The sequence below is a fragment of the Tessaracoccus zhenghani genome (genome assembly GCF_055326325.1).
In genome coordinates this window covers 112,877-134,386 of sequence record NZ_JBUZNQ010000003.1, presented here as the reverse complement: position 1 = coordinate 134,386, position 21,510 = coordinate 112,877, and the positions used below count along the sequence as shown (strand labels likewise).

Genomic DNA, 21,510 nt, shown 5'->3' with positions numbered 1-21,510 from the left:
TCCCCTCAGCCCTGGCCGAGGAGTTCCTCGGTGAGGGAGGCAGCGCGGGCGAGGGCGTCGAACTGCGGCACGACGTCCGTCTGCCGCCACCCGGCCAGCCCGCAGGCAGTGCCGAGCAGCAGGTGGTCGCCGCCCTCTGCCTGGATCGCCCGGAGCACGCGCAGGGCTTCGTTCACCAGGGCATCCACCCCCTGCGGTTGCCCCAGGCCAGTGTCGACGACGCCCAGCACCAGGGTGCGGCGTTCGTCGGCCCACTGCGCCAACTCATCCAGATCCGCCAGGCGGGAATCGACGGCGGCCCCGGCGAACCCGGCGCGCCGGGCCAGTTCCAGCCAGCGGCCGGGCGCGCAGTTGTGCAGGAGGGCACCGTCGGCGAAGGGCTTCAGGGCCTCGACGGCATCAGCCTCCGAGACACTCCGGTGCCTGCTGAAACCGCTCGCGGTGGGGATGTCGCCCCCGACGACGGCGCCGAGCGCCGGCTCGTCCACCTGCACCAGCACGGTCGCGTCGGGCAGGCGCCGGCCGAACTCACCCCGGAGCAAGGCCACCGCCTCGACGAGGGCCTCAGCCAACTCCCGACGCGCCCCGTGATCTGCCAGCAGCCGGTCGCCGGTGGGACGCTCGACAGACGAGGCCAGCGTCCACGGCCCTGTGACGGCGACCTTCAGGGTGCCCGCGAAACCCTGCAGGAGTTCTTCCGCATCGTCCAGGTCGTGGCGCCACTGTGCCCTCGCGCGCCGATGTTCGGCGTCCGGGTGGTGGGTGAGCCGCCACCCGGCGGGCTGCAGGTCGAACGCGAGCCCGCCGATGAGGCCCAGCGTGCGCCCGATCATCGCCGAGGCCACTCCCCTGGCGGGCAATTCCGGCAGCGGCAGCACGTCGGGCAGCGCCTCTGCCATCGAGGAGAGGGCGCCACGGAAATCCGTGCCGGGCAGCGACCCGGCAGCGGTGATCCGCATCAACGCGCCTCGGCGATGACGGCCGAGCCCACCACGCGGCTGCCGTCGTAGACGACGACGGTCTGGCCTGGGGCCACTCCGGAGGCGGGCTCGTCGAGCGCCACCGCCAGGTCGCCGTCGAGAAGGGAGATCGTGGCGTCCTGCGGGATGCCGTGCGCCCGGTACTGGGCGTGACCGCGCCAGGGGCCCTGGAGGGGCGACTCCGTCCAGGTGGGACGGATGCCGCGCAGGGAACGCACCGCGAGATCCTCGCGGGCACCCACGACGACGGTGTTGCTCACCGGCTCGATGCTCAGCACGTAGCGTGGTTCGCCCGTGGGGGCGGGGACGCGCAGGTCGAGGCCCTTGCGCTGGCCGACGGTGTAGCGGTGGTGGCCCTGGTGTTCGCCGAGCACCTGCCCGTCGGCGTCGATGATCGGGCCCGGCCTGTCGTCGAGGTAGCGCGACAGGAAGCCCTGGGTGTCGCCGTCGGCGATGAAACAGATGTCGTGGCTGTCGGGCTTCTTCGCCACGCCGAAACCGAGCGCGGCCGCCTCCTGGCGCACCACGGGCTTCTCCACGTCGTGCAGCGGGAACAGGCAGCGGCTCAACTGCTCCTGGTTCAACATGCCCAGCACGTAGGACTGGTCCTTGGCGGCGTCAGCAGCGCGGTGCAGTGACACCGACCCGTCGTCGTGGCGCTGCAGGTCCGCGTAATGCCCCGTGGCGACTGCGTTGAAGCCCAGCGCAACACCCCTGTCGAGCACGGCGGCGAACTTGATCTTCTCGTTGCACCGCAGACAGGGGTTGGGAGTGCGGCCGGCCTGGTACTCGGCGATGAAGTCCTCGACGACCGCCTCGTGGAACTCCTCAGCGAAATCCCACACGTAGAAGGGGATGTCCAGCTTGTCGGCGACGCGGCGGGCGTCGTGCGAGTCCTCCAGCGAGCAACAGCCGCGGGCTCCGGAGCGGTACGACGCGGGGTTCTTCGAGAGCGCCAGGTGCACGCCCGTCACATCGTGGCCCTCGGCCACGAGGCGCGCGGCGGCGACGGCGGAGTCCACTCCGCCTGACATGGCAACCAGAACCCGCATGGCCCTCCTTGGGTGATCGGCACCCAAGTCTAGGCGCCCATCGCCGTGGCCAGAAAAAGGGCGGCGGGGCCCGTGGGTTCGGACGGCCCCAGCCAGACGGCGTGCAGGTCACGCTCGATGTTGCCGCCGACGATCGGCACCGCCAACAGCCTGCCGGCGACCAACCCGCTGAGGACCGCGTGGATGGAGAGGACGGCGGGCCCCAGCCCCGCCGCCACGGCAGCGACCACCGCGCCGTTGCTCGGGAGCTCCACGAGGGGGGCCGCCCGGCGGCCGGGTACCGCCTGATCGAGGAACGACCTGGTGCCCGAGCCACGTTCCCGTTCCACCAGTGCCGTGACGGCCAGTTCCTCGACGGTGACGCCCCCTCGCCTGTCCCCCCAGGGATGCTCCGGAGCGACCACCACGACGAGCCGGTCGGTGCCGACGCGGACCCGCTGCAGGTCGCCGGGCACTTCCGGGCCCTCCACGAACCCGAGGCCCACCCGTCCGCGGCGCACGTCGTCGACCACGTCGGCCGAGTTGTGGATCACCATGCTGGCCGCGACCCCGGGATGGTCGCGCCGCATGGCGGCCAGCCAACTGGGCGCGAGGTACTCGGCGATCGTCATGCTGGCGGAGACCACCAGGTCGCGGCCCTCGTACTGCTGCGCGGCGACCCCCTGCAGCAGGCGGTCCATCGCCACCACCACGCTGCGCGCCCATTCGACGGTGAGCTCCCCGTCGGCGGTCAGCGTGGAACCGGCGGCACTCCGGGTGACCAGCGTGAGCCCGAGCCGCTGCTCCAGGCCGGCCAGGGTCCGGCTGGCGTTCGACTGGGCCATCCCCACAGCCCGGGCACCGGCACCCAGGCCGCCCTCGTCGGCGACCGCAACCAACAGGCGCAGGGCGGCGACGCCGGGCTCATGGGGCAGAGACATATCAGGAGCATATGCCCTCATGTCCGAAGCGGGTTACCGCGCCCGGCCCGGCATTCCCCACACTCTTTCTGTGACCACAGCAACAGCCGCCAGAACGAGCACCTCCGTCCTGCCAGGGCTCGCCGCAGCCTTCGCCGCAGCCCTGCTCGCCGTCGCCATCGGCCAGGTGGTCCCCACCCTCAGCCCGCTGCTGGTGGCGATCATCCTCGGCGTCCTCTGGCGGAACCTCGCCGGGCAACCGGCCTCATGGGCACCGGGTGTCGCCGTCGCGGGCAAGCGCGTGCTGCGGATCGGCATCGTGCTGCTGGGCTTCCAGGTGTCGCTCGTCGCAGTGCTCGGGCTCGGCGCCGGCACGCTCCTGCTGGTGGTGGCCGCCGTCGGCGTCACCTTCTTCACGACGCGACTCCTGGGCAGGCGGCTCGGGTTGTCCATGGCGCAGAGCACCCTGATCGCCGCCGGCTTCTCGATCTGCGGTGCCGCCGCCGTGGTGGGGGTCGAGCCGGTCACCGACGCCGACGAGAACGACACTGCCACCGCCGTCGCCCTGGTGGTGGTGTTCGGCACCCTCCTGATCCCGCTGCTGCCCCTCGCGGTGGCTGCCCTGAACCTCGGCGCCCAGGCGGGCGGCATGTGGGTGGGCGCCTCGACGCACGAGGTGGCGCAGGTGGTGGCCGCCGCCGGCCTGATCGGCCAAGAGGCGCTGCCCGTGGCGGTCACGGTGAAGCTGGCCCGCGTCCTGTGCCTCGCACCCATGGTCGCCCTGCTGGCCATGGGGCGCCGCCGCCGCGCGGCCGCCGACGCCACCTCCGCGCTGCCGCCGATCGTGCCGCTGTTCATCGCCGGCTTCGTCATCGCCATGCTCGTGCGCACCGTCGGCATCCTGCCGGGGGCCGCGCTGGGCGCGATCGCGGTGGGGCAGAAGCTGCTCCTCGCCGCCGCGATGTTCGCGCTCGGGCTGGGGGTGCACGTGAAGTCCATGCTGAAGGTGGGCGGCAAGCCGTTCATCCTTGCCACCGTCGCCACCGGCATCATCACATCGATCGGGCTCGCCGGCGCCCTGGTCCTGGACTAGAACGCCGCCCGCGCCTGCTGCAGCGCCTCAGGGAGCACCTGGCACAAGGCGTCGATGTCGGCATCCGTCGTCGACCAGCCCACAGAGAACCGCAGCGACTGGGTCGCCTCGTCGGGGGTACGGCCCATCGCCAGCAACACGTCGCTGGGCTGGTGCACCCCGGCCCTGCAGGCAGACCCGACGGAGGCGTGCACACCTCGCTGGTCCAGCAGGAACAGGAGGTCGTCGGCCCTGATGCCGTCGAAGGTCACGTTGACGATGTGCGGTGCGCCGTCGTCACGGCTGTTGAGCCGGCCACCGGCGCCGACCGCCGCCGCTGCGATCCGTCGGCTGACGCCGCGCAGCCGTCCAGCCTCCTCAGGCAGCGACCCGACGGCGGTGCTCGCGGCCCGCGCGAAGGCCGCCGCCAGGATCACCGGCACCGTCCCCGAGCGCACCTCCCGCTCCTGGCCGCCGCCCAGGCCGGTGGCCCGCGGCACCACCTCGCGCCTGGCGAGCAGCGCACCGACGCCCACCGGCCCGCCGATCTTGTGGGCGGACAGCGACATCAGGTCCGCGCCGCTGGCCGCGAAGTCGACGGGCAGGTGCCCGAGCGCCTGCACCGCGTCCACGTGCAGCCACGCGCCCACCCGCTCGGCCAGGCCGCGGATGTCGTCGACCGGTTGCACGATCCCCGTTTCATTGTTGACCGCCATCACCGAGACGACGCCGGCCCGCTCGTCGATCAAGTGTGCGGCCTCCGCGACGTCCACCCACCCCTCCGACGTGACCGGGATGGTTTCCGCGCCCCACTGGACGGCGCCCAGGACGGCCGGATGCTCGACGGCGGACACCAGGCATCGGTCCCGTCCCTCGTCGCGTCGCTTCGCCCACCCCCCGAGCACGGCGATGCTGTCCGCCTCGGAACCCCCCGACGTGAAGACGACCTCTGTCGGATGGGCGCCCACTGCCACCGCCAGTTCCTCGCGCGCCTCCTCCAGGATCGCGCGCGCCCGCTGGCCCGGCCGGTGCAGTGAGGAGGGGTTCCCCACGAGGGAAGCGAGCTCCGTGAACACCGTTATACTGTCCCCGCGCATGGGGGACGAAGCGGCGTGATCGAGGTAGACCGACATAACCTCAGCCTAGAGGCGCGGCGCGCAGACCAATTAGCCCAAACCCGGCCCCGGTGGCAGAATGAAACGCCGTTCCATCCTCTGATGAAAGACAGCATGATCCCCCAACCGGCACCTGACAGCCGCTTCCTCGGAGCCCACATCACTGACGCCGGAGTTCGCTTCGGGTTGTGGGCACCCCGCGCGACGGCAGTCGAGCTGGTGCTGGTGGATCAGACCAACCATCAGTTCAACCACCACATGGCTGCCGATGACCAGGGGATCTGGACCGTCGAGATCCCGGGCATCGGCGCCGGCCAGGCTTACGGCTACCGGGTGCACGGCCCGTGGGACCCGAGTGCGGGCAGCCGCTTCAATCCGGCCCGCCTCCTGCTGGACCCCTACGCCCGCGCCATCAGCGGCGGCGTCGACTTCCGTGGCCCCATCCTCGACCACGTGCCGGGCGACCCCTTCACCATCTCCACCTGGGATTCCTTCGGAGCCGTGCCGCTGTCGGTGGTGGTGCGCGACACCCCGCCACCCAAGGCCATCGAGAAGCGCCGGCCGATGTCGGAGACGATCATCTACGAGACGCACCTGCGGGGCTTCACCAAGATGCACCCCAGCGTGCCGGAGCACCTGCGCGGTTCCTACCTCGGCATGGCGGACCCGGCGGTCATCGCCTACCTCAAGGACCTGGGCGTCACCGCGGTCGAGTTCCTCCCGCTGCACCACTTCGTCTCCGAGCCGTTCATCGTGGCCAAGGGCCTGCGCAACTACTGGGGCTACAACACGCTCGGCTTCTTCGCCCCGCACGCCTTCTACGCGCCGCGCGGCACCGTCGGCGACCAGGTGTCCCAGTTCAAGGCCATGGTCTCCGCTCTGCACGAGGCCGACATCGAGGTGCTGCTCGACGTGGTCTACAACCACACCGGAGAGGGTGGCCACCAGGGCCCCACCCTGTCCATGCGGGGCATCGACCACGACGCGTACTACCGCCTCACCAACGACCGCCGCGACGACTACGACGTCACGGGCACCGGCAATTCCGTCAACACCGCCCACCCCATGGCCCTGCAACTGGTGATGGATTCGATGCGCTACTGGGTCACGGAGATGGGCGTCGACGGCTTCCGCTTCGATCTGGCCACCACCATGATCCGCGACGCCCAGCACCACGTCGACCAAAACCACGCCTTCAAGCAACTCGTGGCGGCGGACCCCACCTTCGACGGCATCAAGATGATCGCCGAACCGTGGGACGTCGGCCCCTACGGCTACCAGGTGGGCGCGTACGGTCCCGGCTGGTACGAGTGGAACGACCGGTTCCGCGACCACGTGCGCGACTACTGGCGCGGCGCCGTACACGGGGTCCAGGAGCTGGCCACCCGGCTGGCCGGTTCGCCGGACATCTTCGACCAGCCCGGCCGCAACCCCCAGGCGAGCATCAACTTCGTCACCGCTCACGACGGCTTCACGATGCTGGATCTGGTCAGCTACGACGTCAAGCACAACCTGGACAACGGCGAGGCCAACCGCGACGGCAGCGACAACAACCGCTCCTGGAACCACGGCTGGGAGGGCGAGACGCCTGACCCCGAGATCAACGCGCTGCGTCGCCGCCAGGTGCTCAACATGATGGCCACCCAGCTGCTGGCCGCCGGCACGCCCATGCTGACGGCCGGAGACGAATTCGGCCGCACGCAGAAGGGCAACAACAACGCCTACTGCCAGGACTCGCCCACGTCCTGGGTGAACTGGGACATCGCCCCCGAATGGCAGGCCGTGCGCGACCGCATCCGCGACCTCATCGCCATCCGGCAGCGGCACTGCGCGTTCCGGCCGGTTGACTACGCCTACCACACCGAGATCATCAACCAGCACGGCGAGAACCTGCAGCGCGTCGACCTCACCTGGATGGACGGCCGCTACGGCGAGATGAGCCAGGACGCCTGGCACGACGGCGCCCGCCGCCTGCTGGGGATGTACGTCTCCAACGACCACGAGGGCTTCCTCACCTGGTTCAACTCGGACCCGGAACCGCAGCGCATCGTGTTGCCCACCATGCCCTGGGGCCACGCCTACGAGGTCATCTGGCATTCCGGCGACGACGGCGAACTGCCGGAGGGTGAGCTGCCCGCGCTCGGCGAATTCGACATCCCCGGTCGCACCGTCGCCCTCATGCGGGTCAGAGTGCCGCTCACCTCCAAGGAACTGCTCGCGCTCCAGGCCGAGTCGGAGCCCTCGTCGTACGACCTCATTCCGGGCGGCACGTCCAACAGCTAGGCTGGCGGCGTGACTGAGGACATCTCGCCCCGTATCAGCAAGCGCATCGTCCGGACCGACGGAGGCTTCGGCCGCATCCCCGTCACCGGCGTCACTCCCGTCATCGAGGGCGGGGCCTACCCCGTCAAGGCCGTGGTCCATGAACGCATCCTGATCCAGGCCTCCGTCTTCCGTGAGGGCCACGACGCGGTCAACGCATCGGTCATCCTCACCTCCCCCGGCGGCACCCAGCGCCGCGTCGACATGAAGCAGGTCGAGCCGATGGGCCTCGACATCTGGCAGGCGCACGTGCGCATGGCCGCGGAGGGAGACTGGACCTACCGCATCGAGGGCTGGTCAGATCCCTGGGGCACCTGGCGCCACGCCGCGGAGAAGAAGCTCCCGGTCGGGGTCGACGTCGAGCTGGTCTGCATGGAGGGCCGTGGCCTCCTGGAGCGGGCCGCCCAGCACGCGGACCAGCTGCGGGTCGCCGGCGCCGCCCACCTCCTGCGCGGCGCGGCCGAGACGATCACGCCGGAGACGGACATCGAGGAGATCCTCGAGCTGGTCACTTCCGGGCCCATCCAGCGGGCCATGGCCCGCTTCGGGCCTCGCGACATGGTCTCCCCCACGCCTGACTTCCCCATCCGGGTCGAGCGTCGACGCGCGCTGTACTCGTCCTGGTACGAGTTCTTCCCCCGCTCGCAGGGCGCCCATGTGGACGAGCACGGCACCTGGCACTCGGGCACGTTCGATTCCTCGTACGAGCGCCTGGAGGCTGCCGCCGCCATGGGCTTCCACGTGGTCTACCTGCCGCCCATCCACCCCATCGGCACCGCCTTCCGCAAGGGGAAGAACAACTCCCTGGACCCCAGCCCGCAGGATCCCGGTTCCCCTTGGGCGATCGGCTCCCCGGACGGCGGGCACGACGCGATCCACCCGGATCTCGGCGACTTCGAGGACTTCGACAGGTTCGTCGCGAAGGCCCGTTCGTTGGGCCTCGAGGTGGCACTCGACCTGGCGCTGCAGGCCTCGCCGGACCACCCCTGGGTGCAGGACCACCCGGAATGGTTCACCACCCGGCTGGACGGCACCATCGCCTACGCCGAGAATCCCCCGAAGAAGTACCAGGACATCTACCCCGTCAACTTCGACCTCGACCCGGTGGGCATCTACCACGAGGTGCTGCGGATCGTGCGGTTCTGGATCGACCGCGGCGTGAGCATCTTCCGCGTCGACAACCCGCACACCAAACCCGTCGAGTTCTGGGACTGGCTCATGAGCCGGGTCTACGAGACGAACCCCGAGGTGATCTTCCTCGCAGAGGCGTTCACCAAGCCCCAGATGATGGCCGCGCTCGGGAAGGTGGGCTTCCACCAGAGCTACACCTACTTCACCTGGCGCAACGCGAAGTGGGAACTCGAGGAGTACCTCACCGAACTGTCGTCGGAGATGGCCTCCTTCTACCGGCCCAACTTCTTCGTCAACACCCCGGACATCAACCCGCTCTACCTGCAGTCGGGAAACCCGGCCGCCTTCTCGATCCGCGCGATCCTGGCCGCCACCATGTCCCCCACCTGGGGCGTCTACTCCGGCTTCGAACTCTTCGAGCATGAGCCGCTGGCAGAAGGCCGTGAGGAATACCTCAACTCGGAGAAGTACGAGTACCGGCCCCGTGACTACAATTCGCAGCCCAACCTCAACCTCCTGTTGGGCCGGCTCAACGAGATCCGCGAGCAGCACCCCTCGCTGCAGCAGTTGCGCGACATCCACCTCCACCATGCCGCGCACGATCAGGTCATCGTCTACTCCAAGCACGATGCCGACGACGTGATCCTGGTCGTGTGCTCCCTGGACCAGCACGCCACGGTGGAGTCGCCCGTCATGCTCGACTTCGACGCGCTCGGCTTCCCGAACCGCGCCACGGTCAAGGTGCACGACCTGCTGACCGGCGAGGAATACCAGTGGGGCCGGGAGTCCTTCGTCCGGCTCTACCCCGGCAAGCCCGCCCACATCTTCCATGTGACGGCCGAATGACCGGCACGGACGCTCTCTGGAACCTCGCGCTCACGCAGCGGTGGTTCTCCGGGCGCGAGGGGCGCCCCGTCGACGTCGAGTACGGCGATTGGCTCCCCTCGGAAGACGCCGAGGTCCGTCTCCGGCCCGCGGTGCTCGTCGTCGAGTTCGACGGCGGACGCCGGGAACGCTTCCTCATTCCGCTGCTGTACCGCGGCGGGGAGGACCCCGTTGACGCCTGCGACGACGGCGCGGTCCTGCTGGACCTGCTCCGCACCGAGGCCCCTGGCTTTGAACGGCTGCGCGACGTGCCCGAGGGCCTACCCGCCCACCGCTACACGGGCGAGCAGTCCAATACGAGCATCTTCTACGGCACGCAGCTACTGGCGAAGGTGTTCCGCCGCCTCGAGCCTGGCGTCAACGCGGATGTGGAGGTGCACCGGGCGCTGGCCGGCAGCGGCGTGGTGGCCGAACTCTATGGCTCGTGGCGGGTCGACGGCACTGACTACGCCGTTTTCCTGGAGGCGCTGAAGGCCCCGCAGGACGGCTACGTGCTGGCCTGCGAATTCGCTTCCGAGGGCCGTGGGTTCGCCGGCCACGCGGAGGCGCTGGGCGTCGCGCTGGCCACCGTGCACCACCGCCTCGCGGCCCATTTCCCGATGTCGACCACCGACGGCACCCGGCTGGCGGACGACTTCAGGCGGCGTTTCCGCACCGTCGTGGCAGAGGTGGGCGCCGTCGAGCCGTATCAGCCCGCCGCCGAGGCCGTGTTCGCCCAGGTCGCGGACCACCAGGTGCCCACGCAACGCGTGCACGGCGACTGCCACCTCGGCCAGGTCCTCCTCAGCGAGGGCCGGTGGATCTACGTCGACTTCGAGGGTGAACCCCTGAAGTCGATCGAGGAGCGCCGCCTGCCGGATTCGCCGTTGCGCGACGTCGCCGGCATGCTGCGTTCCTTCGCCTACGCCGCCGCGGCGGGCGGGGCCGACGACGCCTGGCTGACCGAATCCCGGTCCGCCTTCCTGCACGGCTACGGGCAGGACGACATCGACGCGTCCCTGCTGGCCGCCTACGAGATCGACAAGGCGGGTTACGAGGCGACCTACGAGTCGCGCTACCGCCCCCACCTGCTCGGCGTCCCCCTGGGCTACCTCGACACGCTGGGCTGAAGCGCCCCCGCCACTGCCAACCGGTGCCTCACGAGCACGGCGCGCAGCAACTGGTCGAAACGGGTACGGTCCAGAGCCGGCGCCCCCTGGAGCGGTCGAATCCCGCCGCCCCTGCTCAGCCGGGCCTTGACCGTGTGGATGCCCACCACCTGGTGCACCGCGATCTGCTCGTAGGTCAATCCACAGATGTCGCGCAGCACCAACGCCTCCCTGATGACCACAGGCAGAGACTCCAGCACCCCCCGCAGCCGCAGCTCGACGGGATCCGTGCACACGGGAACCGGAAGTGCCGCCTGTCGGGGCGGCTCAGGGCTCCGTTGCCGGTGCCAGGCGACGGCTCGAGAAGTCCCCGCCGCCACGAGGCTCAGCCAGTGGCCGAACGCCACCAGCCCGCTGTAGTCAGTGATCGCCCTCCTCGCATTGCCGAACGTGTGCGCCAGTGCATCCATCGCGTCGCGCGGGTCGTTGGTGATCCTCAGGCAGACGGACCACAGCGTGTGACGGTGCGGCTCGAGTAGCGTCCCGAACGCCCGCTCATCCCCCGCGCGGGCCGCGTCGATGGCAAAGGTCCTTGCCGCTATGTCGCCTACCGACGTGATCGTCATGTTGTCCCCCCTGAAATCAACGGTGACCTGAGCCATATCTTCGTCCCGCGGCTTAAGGGATTCTTAAAACTTCCTTACCGGATGGGCTTTGGGAACCCCTCGGGCGTGCAACCATGTGTCGATGGAGAAGGCTTGCCGGATTCGCCTTCTCGGCCCCGCCCGGGTGCTGGGTGCCGACGGCGCCGGCCCTGTGATGATGAGCGGCACGCGGCAGCGGGTCCTGCTGGCTGCGCTCGCCCTGAGGCCGGGCCGCCCGGTCCCCGTGCCAGACCTGGTCTCCGCACTCTGGGGCGACGAGCCCCCGGACAGCGTGCACAACGCCCTCCAGGTCCATATCTCCGGGCTACGCAAGGTTGTCGAACCGCTCGGTTTCCCCATCGTCCGGGACGGGGCCACCTACACCCTGGCCTGCGGGATCTCCGACGTCGACGTGGCCATGTTCGAAGCCCTCGTCACCCGCGCGCAGTCCCTCCTCCGTAGCGCCGCGCCGGACCAGGCGCTGGAGGTGTTGGAACGGGCCTTCACGCTCGCCTCGGGCCCGCTGCTGGCGGGGCTGGACCTGACGGCCTGGTTGGAGCAGACCCGCCGGGCGATCGCCGAGCGGCACGTCGCCGCCCGCCGCGACCACGTCATCGCCCTCTTCCGCAGCGGCCGTGCGGAGCGCGCGGTGGAGGAAGCGCGGTCGCTGGTGGCCGACGATCCCCTCGACGAGGCGTCCTGGTCTCGACTGATGGCCGCCCAGTACCACGCGGGCCAGCCCGGTGCCGCACTGGAGACGTTCCACCAGGCCCGCCGCACGCTGCTCGACGAGCTCGGCGTGGAGCCGTCACCCGAGCTCACGGCGCTGCAGCGCGACATCCTCAACCACAGGCTGCCGTCCCCGGTCACTCCGCCGACAGTGCAGGGAGCCTCGCTGCCGACGGCCGACCTCGTCGGGCGCGGCGACCTCGTCGAGCGCGTGCTTTCGGCGGTGGGCTCGCACCGGCTCGTGACGCTCCACGGCCTCGGCGGGGTGGGCAAGTCCGCCCTCTGCATCGCCGTGGTGGACAGGCTGAGGGCGGCGGGCCGCCGGGTGGCCACGACGGAGTTCATGCAGGTGTCCACGCCCAGGGACGCGCTGGAATCCTGGTGCCGAGCCCTCCAGTTGCCGATCGGGGACGGGGATCCGACGCAGGCGATCGCGAGGGCCGGGCCGTGCATCCTCGTTGCCGACAACGCGGAGCAGTTCGACGGTTTCGCAGACCTCGCGCTCGCCCTGCTGTCTGCCGCGCCTGAGGCCACGGTGCTCGTGACCGCCCGTCAGGCGGTCGGCATCGGCCCGGAGGCGGCGATCGTCGTGCCCCCGCTCCCGTCGGATCCGAGCGGCCCGTCGGCGGCCGAGGAGTTGTTCGTCCGGCATTGCCGCCGCGCCAGGCCCGGCATCGATCTGGAGGATTCCGCGGCCGACATCCGCGAATTGTGCCGGCTGAGCGGTGGCCTGCCGCTGGCGATCGAGCTCCTCGCCGCGCGGATCAGGGTGTCGTCCCCCGCGCGGCTGGTCGAGCAGTTGCACCGGTCCCCTGAGGCGCTCGCAGCCCTGACGACGGACCGCGATCCCCGGCGCAGCATCCCCGCCGTCGTCGAGTGGGCGGCCAACGGTTGCTCGCCGGAGGCGCGGATGCTGCTGCGCGCCATGGCGGAGGCTGCTGGACTCGTCAGTGGGCACCTCGTCGACTCGCTGAGTCGCAGCCCCCAGGCGCTGATGGAACTCGTGGACGCGGGCCTCGTCACCGGACCCACGGATTCGGACCATTTCCTCGTCCTGCCCCCGGTGGCGCAGGCCCTCGGCGACTCCGACGGCCCCACCCGGGACGCGTTGCTCGACGCCGTGACGGACCTGGTGCGGCCCCCGGACGGGTCGCAGCCCTCGGTCCGGGCGCTCCTGGACGACCAGTCCGCCGTGTTGCGGGCCGTGACGCTCTCCTGCGAGGCGGGGCACCCGGGGGTCCTGCTGCCGTGGCTCGAACCGTTCTGGCTCGCCACCGCCCGCGTGCGCGAGGGCATCCGCGTCCTGAACGGTGCGCTGGAGAGCGCGCATCCCGACGACAGGGTGGCCCTGCAGGTCGCGCTGGGGCTGTTGGTGGTCCTGACCGGTGAAGGCGACCCCGACGCCTTGGAGGCGTCCCTCCGTGCGGCGGAAACCACGCCCTGGTACCACAGCCGGCTCGTCGTCGAGGGCTGGTGCAGCGTCGGGTGCCTCCACGCCGCCGCCCTCCGGCCGGAGGAGGTGACGCGGTGCGCGCAGGAGGCGACCATGGCGGCCGGCCACGACCAGGTGCTGCGCGCCCTGGCGCTGGGCTGCTCCGCGGTCGCCGCCGACGCGGCAGGTGACACTGAGCACGCCGTCGACCTCGGCTTCCGGAGCGTCGCCGAGCTCCGACGCCACGGGGACCCCCAGGATCTGGTCGCGTCGCTGGGGCGGCTGGTGGAGCCCCTCGTCCGCCTGGGCCGGGTGGCACAGGCGCGGGTCAACGTCGACGAGATGTTGGAGTTGTCGGCCCGGCACCCCATGGGGATGGGAGCTGTGGCGGTCGCGGCCGAGGCAGCCGTCGTCGAACTCGCGGAGGGCGGGGCCGCCGCCTCGATCGGCATGGCCACCACGGTGCTGGCCAAGCTCGACGAGGTGGGGTGCCGCACGCGCCACGAGGTGGTGGCGCTGCGCTGCATCGCCCTCGCGCACCAGCAACTCGGCCGCCCGGGCCTCGGGGCGCGCTTCCTCGGCGCCGCCGACGAGGTCGCCCACCGGGCAGGCCTGCATCCCGACGAACCGTGGGCACTGTTGTTCGAACCGACGCTGGCCGCGCTGCGGGCGGCCCCCGAATTCGCGGAGAACCGCCTCATCGGCCGATCCGATCCCGACGGTGTGGTCCAGCGCTGGCTGGCAACCGTCGCCAACGCCTGAAACCAGGCACGTAGCCACGGGGTCCGCCAGCGGCGCACCCCTGGGCACGCTAGATTGGCGCGCAGACCTGCACGATGGGAGCAAGACATGGCGCATGACCAGTTCGGCGGACTGACCGGGTGGGACTTCGAGGGTTTCCACAGCGGCGGCGACACAGAACTGTGGCGGCGCCTCGGTAGCAAGGTGGTCAGCGTCAACGACGACGGCCGGGAGGTCACCGGGGTCCGCTTCGCCGTCTGGGCGCCCAACGCGCGCTCGGTCCAGGTGATCGGTGACTTCAACTGGTGGACCGGCGACCAGCTGCACCTCGTCCCCGGCACCGGCGTGTGGGCCGCCTTCGTCCCCGGCCTCGACGAGGGCACGCTCTACAAGTTCCGGATCGAGACGGCCGACGGCCAGTGGCTCGAGAAGGTGGACCCCATGGCCCGGTTCTCCGAGCAGGCACCGGCCAACGCATCGATCGTCTACGAGTCGAAGTACCTCTGGGCCGACGACGAGTGGATCGCCAAGCGGCGCGCCGCGCAGGCCCACGCCGAGCCGATGAGCATCTACGAGTTGCACCTCGGTGGCTGGCGCAAGGGCAAGAGCTACCTGGACCTGGCCGAAGAACTGGTCAGCTACGTCAAGTGGCAGGGCTACACGCATGTCGAGCTGATGCCCGTGGCGGAGCACCCCTTCGAGCCCAGCTGGGGATACCAGGTCACCGGCTACTTCTCCCCCACGTCGCGCTTCGGCAAGCCTGATGACCTGCGCTACCTCATCGACCGCCTGCACCAGGCGGGCATCGGGGTCATCATGGACTGGGTGCCCGGCCACTTCCCGAAGGACGCGTGGGCGCTGGGCCGCTTCGACGGCACCGCGCTCTACGAGCACGCTGACCCCCGGCAGGGCGAGCACCAGGACTGGGGCACCTACATCTTCAACTACGGCCGCAACGAGGTGAAGAGCTTCCTGGTGTCCAACGCGCTGTACTGGATCCAGGAGTTCCACGTCGACGGGCTGCGCGTCGACGCCGTGGCCTCGATGCTCTACCTGGACTACTCCCGTGAGGAGGGCCAGTGGGTGCCCAACCAGCACGGCGGACGCGAGAACCTCGAGGCGATCGACTTCCTGCGCTACGTCAACCGCCACCTCTACGAGCGCGAGCCCGGCGTCCTGATGATCGCTGAGGAGTCGACGAGCTTCGCCGGCGTCACCAAGCCGGTGCACGAGGGCGGGCTGGGCTTCGGCTTCAAGTGGAACATGGGCTGGATGAACGACACGCTGCGCTACCTGCAGCTGGACCCGGTCTACCGCCAGCACGAGCACAACCTGCTCACCTTCGCGATGGTCTACCAGTACTCGGAGAACTTCATCCTGCCGATCAGCCACGACGAGGTCGTGCACGGCAAGGGCTCCATGATCAACAAGGTCCCGCAGGACGACTGGCGCAAGTTCGCGACGCTGCGCGCCTACTACTCCTTCATGTGGAGCTTCCCCGGCAAGCAGCTGGTGTTCATGGGTTGCGAGTTCGGCCAGCGCCCGGAGTTCAACGAATCCGTCTCGCTCGAATGGTGGGTCAGCGAGCTGTGGGGGCACGGTGGCCTGCAGCGCCTCTTCCGCGACCTGAATCTCATCTACCGCGCCAACCCCGCGCTCTACGAGCTGGACAGCTCCCCTGACGGCTTCAGCTGGATCAATGCGGACGACCCCGGGCACAACGCGCTGTCCTGGGTCCGCCACGACTCGCAGGGCAACCATGTCGCCTGCATCGTGAACTTCTCCCCCGTGCCGCTCCAGGACTACGAGATCGGCCTGCCCATGGACGGCAGCTGGGAGGAGATCCTCAACACTGACGCGCCCATCTACGACGGTTCAGGCGAGTTCGGCAACCTCGGCGAGGTGCACGCGATCGACGAGCCGTGGGGCCACTGGCCGGCGCGCGCCAACGTCACGGTGCCCCCGCTCGGATCGGTCTGGTTGCGCAGGGCAGCAGGTCAGTGAGCGAGTTCCATGTCTCCGTCGACATCACCGGCGGCGTCGGCACGCTCCGCTGGGAGGAACAACAGGTCGACGTCGACACGCTGAAGCGGGCCATCTCGCTCGCCGCCGACGACGCCATCCTCGCCCACAACCTGCGCAGGCTCCAGGTGGAGCTGCCGGAGTGGGACACGGCGGCGCGGGTCTCGCTGCACCGCGCTGGCTTCCGGCTCGAGGGGCGCCTGCGCTCCGTGCTGGAACCCCAGCCGGGCGTCTTCCGCGACATCCTCGTGTACTCGCGCCTCGCCATCGATCCCGTCTACGGCGAGGTGGGTTTCTCGGGCGTGCTGGATTCGATCCTGCCCACCAAGCGCCTGATCGCCCATGCGTTGTTCCGCGACGCGGAGGGCCGGGTGCTGCTGCTGGAGACGTCCTACAAGGACGACTGGGAGCTGCCCGGCGGTGTCGTCGAGCCCGGGGAGTCGCCCCGGGTCGGCGGCGAGCGCGAGTGCCTGGAGGAGCTCGGCCTCGAGGTGCGGTTCGGCCAGCCACTGCTCGTCGACTGGATGCCGCCGTACCTCGGTTGGTCGGATGCGCTGGAGCTCATCTTCGACGGCGGGGTGCTCGACGACGACACCATCTCGCGGCTCGGCACCGACGACCCCGAGATCGTCGCCATCCACTGGGTCGCCCCGGAGGACGTCGAACCCCACGTCATGGACCTGTCCGCCCGCCGGATCCGTCTGATGCTGGACGGCTACACCGGGCTCACCGAGAACGGCTGCCCGGTCCCCGACGCCGGCTGAGCCCGCGTTCCGCGCGAGGGGTCAGAGGGTGACGCCGAACATCTGTGCGGTGGCACGCGCTGAGGGCTGACCCGCATCGGGATCTGCCCCCGCCTCCAGCAGCGCCGCGATCACGGCCTGTTCCTGTTTGAACACGGCCCCGGCCAATGGCGACTGGCCCCGGCTGTTCAGGGCGTCCGGATCGGCGCCCAGCGCCGCCAGCGCGCGCACGGTTCCGGCATGGCCGTGGTAGGCGGCCAACATGAGCAGTGTGTTGCCGTCGGCATCCGTGAGGTCGACCGGCGCGCCCGCCTCGATGTAGGCGCTCAACCGCTGCGTCTCGCCCTGCGGTGCGCGATCGAAGAGCCAGTTGGCCAGCGCCGCAGGGTCCGAACCGTCAGGAATTTCACTCATGGATGGAACCCTAACCCGCCTATGCTGGAACGCATGGCACGGTCCGCATCCGCCCTTCCCACGTCCACTTACCGCCTTCAGCTGAACGCGGACTTCACCTTCGAGGACGCCACCAGGCAGCTGCCCTATCTGGCCTCCCTGGGCGTCACCCACATCTTCTGCTCCCCCATCCTCCAAGCCGCCCCGGGCTCCATGCACGGCTACGACGTGGTGGACCACTCGCGGGTCTCCGCGGAGTGCGGCGGCGAGGACGGGTTCCGCAGGATGGTGGCGGCCGCCCGGGAACTGGAGCTCGGCATCATCGTCGACGTCGTGCCCAACCACATGGCGGTCCCCACCCCGCTGTGGCTCAACCACGCGCTGTGGGACGTGCTGCGCTCGGGCGCCGACTCGGAGTTCGCCGGCTGGTTCGACATCGACCTCACCCGTTCCCGCGCCATCCTCATGCCGGTGCTCGGCCGGCGCATCGGGGACGAACTGGCAGACAACACGATCCGGCTGGAGAACCGGATGTTCCCCGGCGGCGGCGAGCCGGTCATCGTCTACCACGACCACGTCTTTCCGGTCCGCCCGGGCACTGAGCACCTGCCGCTCATCGAACTCCTCGAGCAGCAGTGGTACCGCCTGGCCTACTGGAAGGTCGGCAACGAGGAGCTCAACTACCGGCGGTTCTTCGACGTCGACACGCTCGCGGCCATCCGCGTGGAGGACCCGGAGGTCTTCGAGACGAGCCACGCCAAGCTCATCGAGCTGTTCGACGAGGGGCTGATCGACGGCTTCCGCATCGACCATCCGGACGGCCTGGCCACCCCGCGCGGCTACCTCCAGATGCTGCAGCGCGCCACCGGGGGCTGCTGGGTGGTGGTGGAGAAGATCCTGGAGCCGCACGAGCAGTTGCCGGAGGGCTCCCGGTGCGCCGGCACCACGGGCTACGACGCCCTGCTGCGGGTCAACGGTCTGTTCCACGATTCCAGCCAGTTGGCCAGGTTGAACGACCTGTGGGAGCGCACTGCGGACACGTCCGAAGGCTGGTTCGGCCAGGTGCTCCAGCAGGCCAAGGAGGAACTGGTCAGGACGATGCTGTTCACGGAGGTGAACCGGCTCACCTCCATCGCCGTGGCCGTCTGCGGCTCAGACCTGAGGCTGCGCGACCACACCCGTCGCGACCTCGAGCGGGCGATCCGGAGCCTGCTCGTCCACATGGACCGCTACAGGGCCTACCTCGAACCCGGGCTGCCCGCCAACGACGCCGAGCTCGCCGTCGTGCACGAGGCGGCAGACCGGGCACGCCCGGAGCTGGACGACGACGAGCAGGCCACGCTCGACTTCATCGTGGCCCTCGTCTCGGGCGAAGACCCCACCGGTGAAGGTGGCGGCGCGGAGACCCTGCCCTCGGTGACCGCGCACCCCGTCACCACCGAGCTGCCGGATTCGCGGCCTGATGTGGCTGCCCTCCGCGCGGAGTTCATGATCCGCTTCGCCCAGACCTGCGGGCCGGTGATGGCCAAGGCCAAGGAGGACACCGCCTTCTACCGCTGGAACCGCTTCGTCGGTGTCAACGAGGTGGGCAGCGAACCCACCATCGTCGGGATCTCGCCTGATGCCTTCCATGATTTCTGCGAGCAGCTGAACCAGCAGTGGCCGGCCACCATGACCACCCTGTCCACGCACGACACCAAGCGCTCCGAGGACGTCCGGGCCCGGCTGTCCGCGCTGCTGGAGCACGCCAAGGCCTGGGAGGCGTGCCTGGCAGAACTGCGCGCCGCCACTGAGGAGATCCGCTCGCCGCTGGTCGACGGCGCCACCGAACTGCTCGTGTGGCAGACCCTGGCGGCCGTGCGTCCCATCACCGAGGAACGGCTCGACAGGTACCTGACCAAGGCGATGCGCGAGGCGAAGCGGCACACCACCTGGACCGCCCCGGAAGCCGCCTACGAGTCGGCGGTGCTGGACCTCGCGCACGCGGGGCTGAGGAACGACCGGTGCGCCGCGGCCCTGGCGGAGTTCGACGACGTGACCGCGGACACCGTCCGTTGCAACGTGCTGGGCGCGAAGCTGATCCAACTGACCATGCCCGGGGTGCCGGACGTGTACCAGGGCTGCGAGATCGTCAACGTCTCCCTCGTCGACCCCGACAACCGCCGGCCGGTGGATTTCGTCAGGCGCGCCAAGCTGCTCGCCGAACTCGACGCCATCACCGCACCGGGCTCCCTGGACGCCGAGAAGCTCCTGGTCACCAGCCGCGCCCTGCGGCTGCGGCGCCAGAACGCCGACGCCTTCCGCGGCCCGGGGGCCACCTACGCGCCGGTCCCCACCACCTCCGGTCACGCAGTGGCCTTCGCACGGGGCACCGAAGGCGGCGGCGTGACCGCGGTCACGGTCGCCACCCGGCTCCCCTCTGCACTGGCTGAGCGGGGAGGCTGGGGCGAGCACCTGATCATCCTCCCCGAGGGCCGGTACCGCTGCATGTTCACCGGTCTGGAGATCGAGGGCGGCGCGCAACCGCTGGCGAGCCTCCTGACAGACCTCCCCGTCTCGCTGCTGATGGCGGTGGACGCCTGATGCGCCCAGAGGTCTGGGCGCCCCTGCCCACCGTCGTCGAACTGCAGCTGGGCACCAGCCGCCACCCCATGCGGCCGGACCCCCTCAGGCCCGGATGGTGGGTCGCGGACCATGAGTTCGACGCCGGAAGCCGCTACGGCTTCGTCCTGGACGGCGAGGGCCCCTTCCCGGACCCGCGTTCTCTCAGCCTCCCGGACGGGGTACACGGCCTGAGCCGCGCTGTGGCTCTGCCCAAGCAACGCCCAACGGGATATCTCGGGACGCCCCTGCGCGGCAAGGTCCTCTACGAACTGCACGTCGGCACGTTCACGGACGAGGGCACCCTCGACGCCGCCGCCGGTCGTCTCGCCTACCTCCTCGAGCTCGGGGTCGAGGCCGTCGAACTGATGCCGCTCAGCGCTTTCGCCGGTGACCGGGGGTGGGGCTACGACGGTGTCGCGCCCTGGTCCGTGCACGCGGCCTACGGCGACCAGGAGGCGCTCGTGCGCTTCGTCGACGCGGCCCATGAACACGGGTTGGCCGTGCTCCTCGACGTGGTGCACAACCACCTCGGCCCCGAGGGGAACTACCTGTCGAAGTTCGGCCCGTACTTCACCGAGCGCCACACCACGCCCTGGGGACCGGCCGTCAACCTGGACGAGGTGGGGGCCGCGGAAGTGCGCCGCTATCTGATCGGGTCGGCCCGCCATTTCCTCGTCGACATCGGGATGGACGGGCTGCGCCTCGACGCCGTGCACGCTCTCCGGGACGACTCGGCGCGGCATTTCCTCGCGGAACTCTCCGACGAGGTGGCCGGCTGGGAGGCCGAGACCGGCCGCCCGCTCACCCTGTTCGCGGAGTCAGACCTGAACCGCGCCGAGATGGTCTCCCCCGTCGGCACGTCCCCCGGAGCCAGGGGCATGGACGGGCAGTGGGCCGACGACATCCACCACGCGCTGCACTCATTCTTCGGCAGAGAGACGCAGGGCTACTACGTCGACTACGGCACCCCCGAGATCCTCGTCAAGGCCCTCACCCGGGTGTTCGTGCGCGACGGGGGCATCTCCGCCTTCCGGGGCACGCGGTGGGGCGCGCCCGTGGACCCGACGAGCCCCCACTACGACGGGCACTCTTTCGTGGCCTCGCTGCAGAACCACGATCAGGTGGGCAACCGAGCCGTGGGCGACCGCTTCCACATGCATGCCGGTCACGCCGCCCAGTCGGCCGCCGCGGCGCTGTACCTCCTGGGACCCTTCACTCCGATGCTCTTCATGGGAGAGGAGTGGGCCGCCTCCAGCCCATTCCCCTACTTCAGCCGGCTCGGCCCGGAGCTCGGGCCGTTGGTGACCGAGGGCCGGGCCCGGGAATTCGCCGCCATGGGGTGGCAGCAACAAACCCCTGACCCCCAGGCTGAGGAGACCTTCCTCAGCGTGAAGCTGCACTGGGAGGAGCGCTCAGAGGGGAACCACGCCGAGATGCTCGAGTGGTACCGCACCCTGCTCCACCTGCGCCGCGAACACCCCGAGTTCCGCAGCCCGGACCTCGCCGCCGTCTCTGCCGAGGCGCTCGACGCAGACACCGTGGCGCTGCACCGGGGACCGTTCACGATCCTCGCCTCCCGCGTGCCGGACCGGGTGAGAGCTCCCCGCGGCGAGGTGCTCGCATCGACCGGCGGCTGCATCGTCGTGCGGCGCGGGTGA

Annotated in this window: 15 protein-coding genes; 9 read left to right on the top strand and 6 right to left on the bottom strand. The window is 70.2% G+C overall.

All coding sequences use genetic code 11. The annotated features are described in order from the left end of the window. Positions 1-5 precede the first annotated feature (5 nt). The 3 genes from ACZK4S_RS07725 to ACZK4S_RS07715 are packed head-to-tail and all read right to left on the bottom strand — an operon-like array spanning position 6 to position 2,952. A complete protein-coding gene (locus ACZK4S_RS07725) occupies positions 6-959 on the bottom strand; it encodes a uroporphyrinogen decarboxylase family protein (protein ID WP_463643893.1) in 954 nt (317 codons plus the stop codon). Beyond that, positions 959-2,032: a tRNA 2-thiouridine(34) synthase MnmA gene (mnmA, locus tag ACZK4S_RS07720; RefSeq protein ID WP_463643892.1), complete on the bottom strand. Its 1,074-nt coding sequence runs from the start codon at positions 2,030-2,032 to the stop codon at positions 959-961. The genes ACZK4S_RS07725 and mnmA overlap by 1 nt, the downstream gene beginning before the upstream one ends. A gap of 29 nt (positions 2,033-2,061) precedes the next feature. Then, positions 2,062-2,952: a LysR family transcriptional regulator gene (locus ACZK4S_RS07715; RefSeq protein WP_463643891.1), complete on the bottom strand. Its 891-nt coding sequence runs from the start codon at positions 2,950-2,952 to the stop codon at positions 2,062-2,064. A 70-nt stretch (positions 2,953-3,022) separates the two neighbouring features. Between ACZK4S_RS07715 and ACZK4S_RS07710 the strand changes: the two genes are divergently transcribed. Further along, positions 3,023-4,024: a YeiH family protein gene (locus ACZK4S_RS07710; RefSeq protein ID WP_463643890.1), complete on the top strand. Its 1,002-nt coding sequence runs from the start codon at positions 3,023-3,025 to the stop codon at positions 4,022-4,024. Here the strand turns inward: ACZK4S_RS07710 and ACZK4S_RS07705 are convergent. Then, positions 4,021-5,136, bottom strand: coding sequence for a cysteine desulfurase family protein (locus tag ACZK4S_RS07705; RefSeq protein ID WP_463643889.1), 1,116 nt, complete (start codon positions 5,134-5,136; stop codon positions 4,021-4,023). The two genes, ACZK4S_RS07710 and ACZK4S_RS07705, sit on opposite strands and share 4 nt — an antisense overlap. Before the next feature lie 84 nt (positions 5,137-5,220). Between ACZK4S_RS07705 and glgX the strand changes: the two genes are divergently transcribed. Genes glgX through ACZK4S_RS07690 form a run of 3 tightly spaced genes read left to right on the top strand, consistent with a single transcriptional unit; the run spans position 5,221 to position 10,565 of the window. Then, positions 5,221-7,401 carry a glycogen debranching protein GlgX gene (gene glgX, locus ACZK4S_RS07700; RefSeq protein ID WP_463643888.1) on the top strand — a complete coding sequence of 727 codons (2,181 nt, stop codon included), beginning with the start codon at positions 5,221-5,223 and terminating at the stop codon, positions 7,399-7,401. Between the two features lie 9 nt (positions 7,402-7,410). Next, positions 7,411-9,417: an alpha-1,4-glucan--maltose-1-phosphate maltosyltransferase gene (locus ACZK4S_RS07695; protein ID WP_083665311.1), complete on the top strand. Its 2,007-nt coding sequence runs from the start codon at positions 7,411-7,413 to the stop codon at positions 9,415-9,417. Then, on the top strand, positions 9,414-10,565 hold the full coding sequence (locus tag ACZK4S_RS07690) for a phosphotransferase (protein WP_076058570.1): 1,152 nt from the start codon (positions 9,414-9,416) through the stop codon (positions 10,563-10,565). Before ACZK4S_RS07695 ends, ACZK4S_RS07690 begins: the two co-directional genes overlap by 4 nt. Here the strand turns inward: ACZK4S_RS07690 and ACZK4S_RS07685 are convergent. Continuing rightward, complete coding sequence (locus ACZK4S_RS07685; protein ID WP_158069023.1) at positions 10,544-11,170, bottom strand: RNA polymerase sigma factor; 627 nt, start codon at positions 11,168-11,170, stop codon at positions 10,544-10,546. The genes ACZK4S_RS07690 and ACZK4S_RS07685 overlap by 22 nt on opposite strands. Positions 11,171-11,291: 121 nt before the next feature. On the opposite strand from ACZK4S_RS07685, the gene ACZK4S_RS07680 reads away from it, so the two are divergent. The 3 genes from ACZK4S_RS07680 (at position 11,292) to ACZK4S_RS07670 (ending at position 16,876) form a co-directional block, all read left to right on the top strand. After that, positions 11,292-14,111, top strand: a complete 2,820-nt coding sequence (locus tag ACZK4S_RS07680; protein WP_463643887.1) for an AfsR/SARP family transcriptional regulator — start codon at positions 11,292-11,294, stop codon at positions 14,109-14,111. A gap of 87 nt (positions 14,112-14,198) precedes the next feature. Next, positions 14,199-16,094, top strand: coding sequence for a 1,4-alpha-glucan branching protein GlgB (glgB, locus tag ACZK4S_RS07675; protein WP_463643886.1), 1,896 nt, complete (start codon positions 14,199-14,201; stop codon positions 16,092-16,094). Next, positions 16,091-16,876, top strand: coding sequence for an NUDIX hydrolase (locus tag ACZK4S_RS07670; RefSeq protein ID WP_463643885.1), 786 nt, complete (start codon positions 16,091-16,093; stop codon positions 16,874-16,876). Before glgB ends, ACZK4S_RS07670 begins: the two co-directional genes overlap by 4 nt. 21 nt (positions 16,877-16,897) lie before the next feature. On the opposite strand, the gene ACZK4S_RS07665 is transcribed toward ACZK4S_RS07670, so the two are convergent. Next, positions 16,898-17,269 (bottom strand): ankyrin repeat domain-containing protein, encoded by a 372-nt coding sequence (locus tag ACZK4S_RS07665; protein WP_463643884.1) that lies wholly within the window; start codon positions 17,267-17,269, stop codon positions 16,898-16,900. Positions 17,270-17,302: 33 nt separating this feature from the next. Between ACZK4S_RS07665 and treY the strand changes: the two genes are divergently transcribed. Then, entirely contained in the window at positions 17,303-19,831 is a 2,529-nt protein-coding gene (gene treY / locus ACZK4S_RS07660; protein ID WP_463643883.1) for a malto-oligosyltrehalose synthase, read from the top strand. Next, the gene (treZ, locus tag ACZK4S_RS07655; RefSeq protein ID WP_463643882.1) at positions 19,831-21,510 is read left to right on the top strand and encodes a malto-oligosyltrehalose trehalohydrolase; all 1,680 of its coding nucleotides are present in this window, start codon (positions 19,831-19,833) and stop codon (positions 21,508-21,510) included. The genes treY and treZ overlap by 1 nt, the downstream gene beginning before the upstream one ends.

What these genes read in the sequence shown, in the direction of transcription:
- ACZK4S_RS07725 (WP_463643893.1), bottom strand. Translation starts at nt 959, where the DNA reads ATGCGGATCACCGCTGCCGGGTCGCTGCCCGGCACGGATTTCCGTGGC.
- mnmA (WP_463643892.1), bottom strand. Translation starts at nt 2,032, where the DNA reads ATGCGGGTTCTGGTTGCCATGTCAGGCGGAGTGGACTCCGCCGTCGCC.
- ACZK4S_RS07715 (WP_463643891.1), bottom strand. Translation starts at nt 2,952, where the DNA reads ATGTCTCTGCCCCATGAGCCCGGCGTCGCCGCCCTGCGCCTGTTGGTT.
- ACZK4S_RS07705 (WP_463643889.1), bottom strand. Translation starts at nt 5,136, where the DNA reads ATGTCGGTCTACCTCGATCACGCCGCTTCGTCCCCCATGCGCGGGGAC.
- glgX (WP_463643888.1), top strand. Translation starts at nt 5,221, where the DNA reads ATGAAAGACAGCATGATCCCCCAACCGGCACCTGACAGCCGCTTCCTC.
- ACZK4S_RS07690 (WP_076058570.1), top strand. Translation starts at nt 9,414, where the DNA reads ATGACCGGCACGGACGCTCTCTGGAACCTCGCGCTCACGCAGCGGTGG.
- ACZK4S_RS07685 (WP_158069023.1), bottom strand. Translation starts at nt 11,170, where the DNA reads ATGACGATCACGTCGGTAGGCGACATAGCGGCAAGGACCTTTGCCATC.
- ACZK4S_RS07680 (WP_463643887.1), top strand. Translation starts at nt 11,292, where the DNA reads ATGGAGAAGGCTTGCCGGATTCGCCTTCTCGGCCCCGCCCGGGTGCTG.
- glgB (WP_463643886.1), top strand. Translation starts at nt 14,199, where the DNA reads ATGGCGCATGACCAGTTCGGCGGACTGACCGGGTGGGACTTCGAGGGT.
- ACZK4S_RS07665 (WP_463643884.1), bottom strand. Translation starts at nt 17,269, where the DNA reads ATGAGTGAAATTCCTGACGGTTCGGACCCTGCGGCGCTGGCCAACTGG.
- treY (WP_463643883.1), top strand. Translation starts at nt 17,303, where the DNA reads ATGGCACGGTCCGCATCCGCCCTTCCCACGTCCACTTACCGCCTTCAG.
- treZ (WP_463643882.1), top strand. Translation starts at nt 19,831, where the DNA reads ATGCGCCCAGAGGTCTGGGCGCCCCTGCCCACCGTCGTCGAACTGCAG.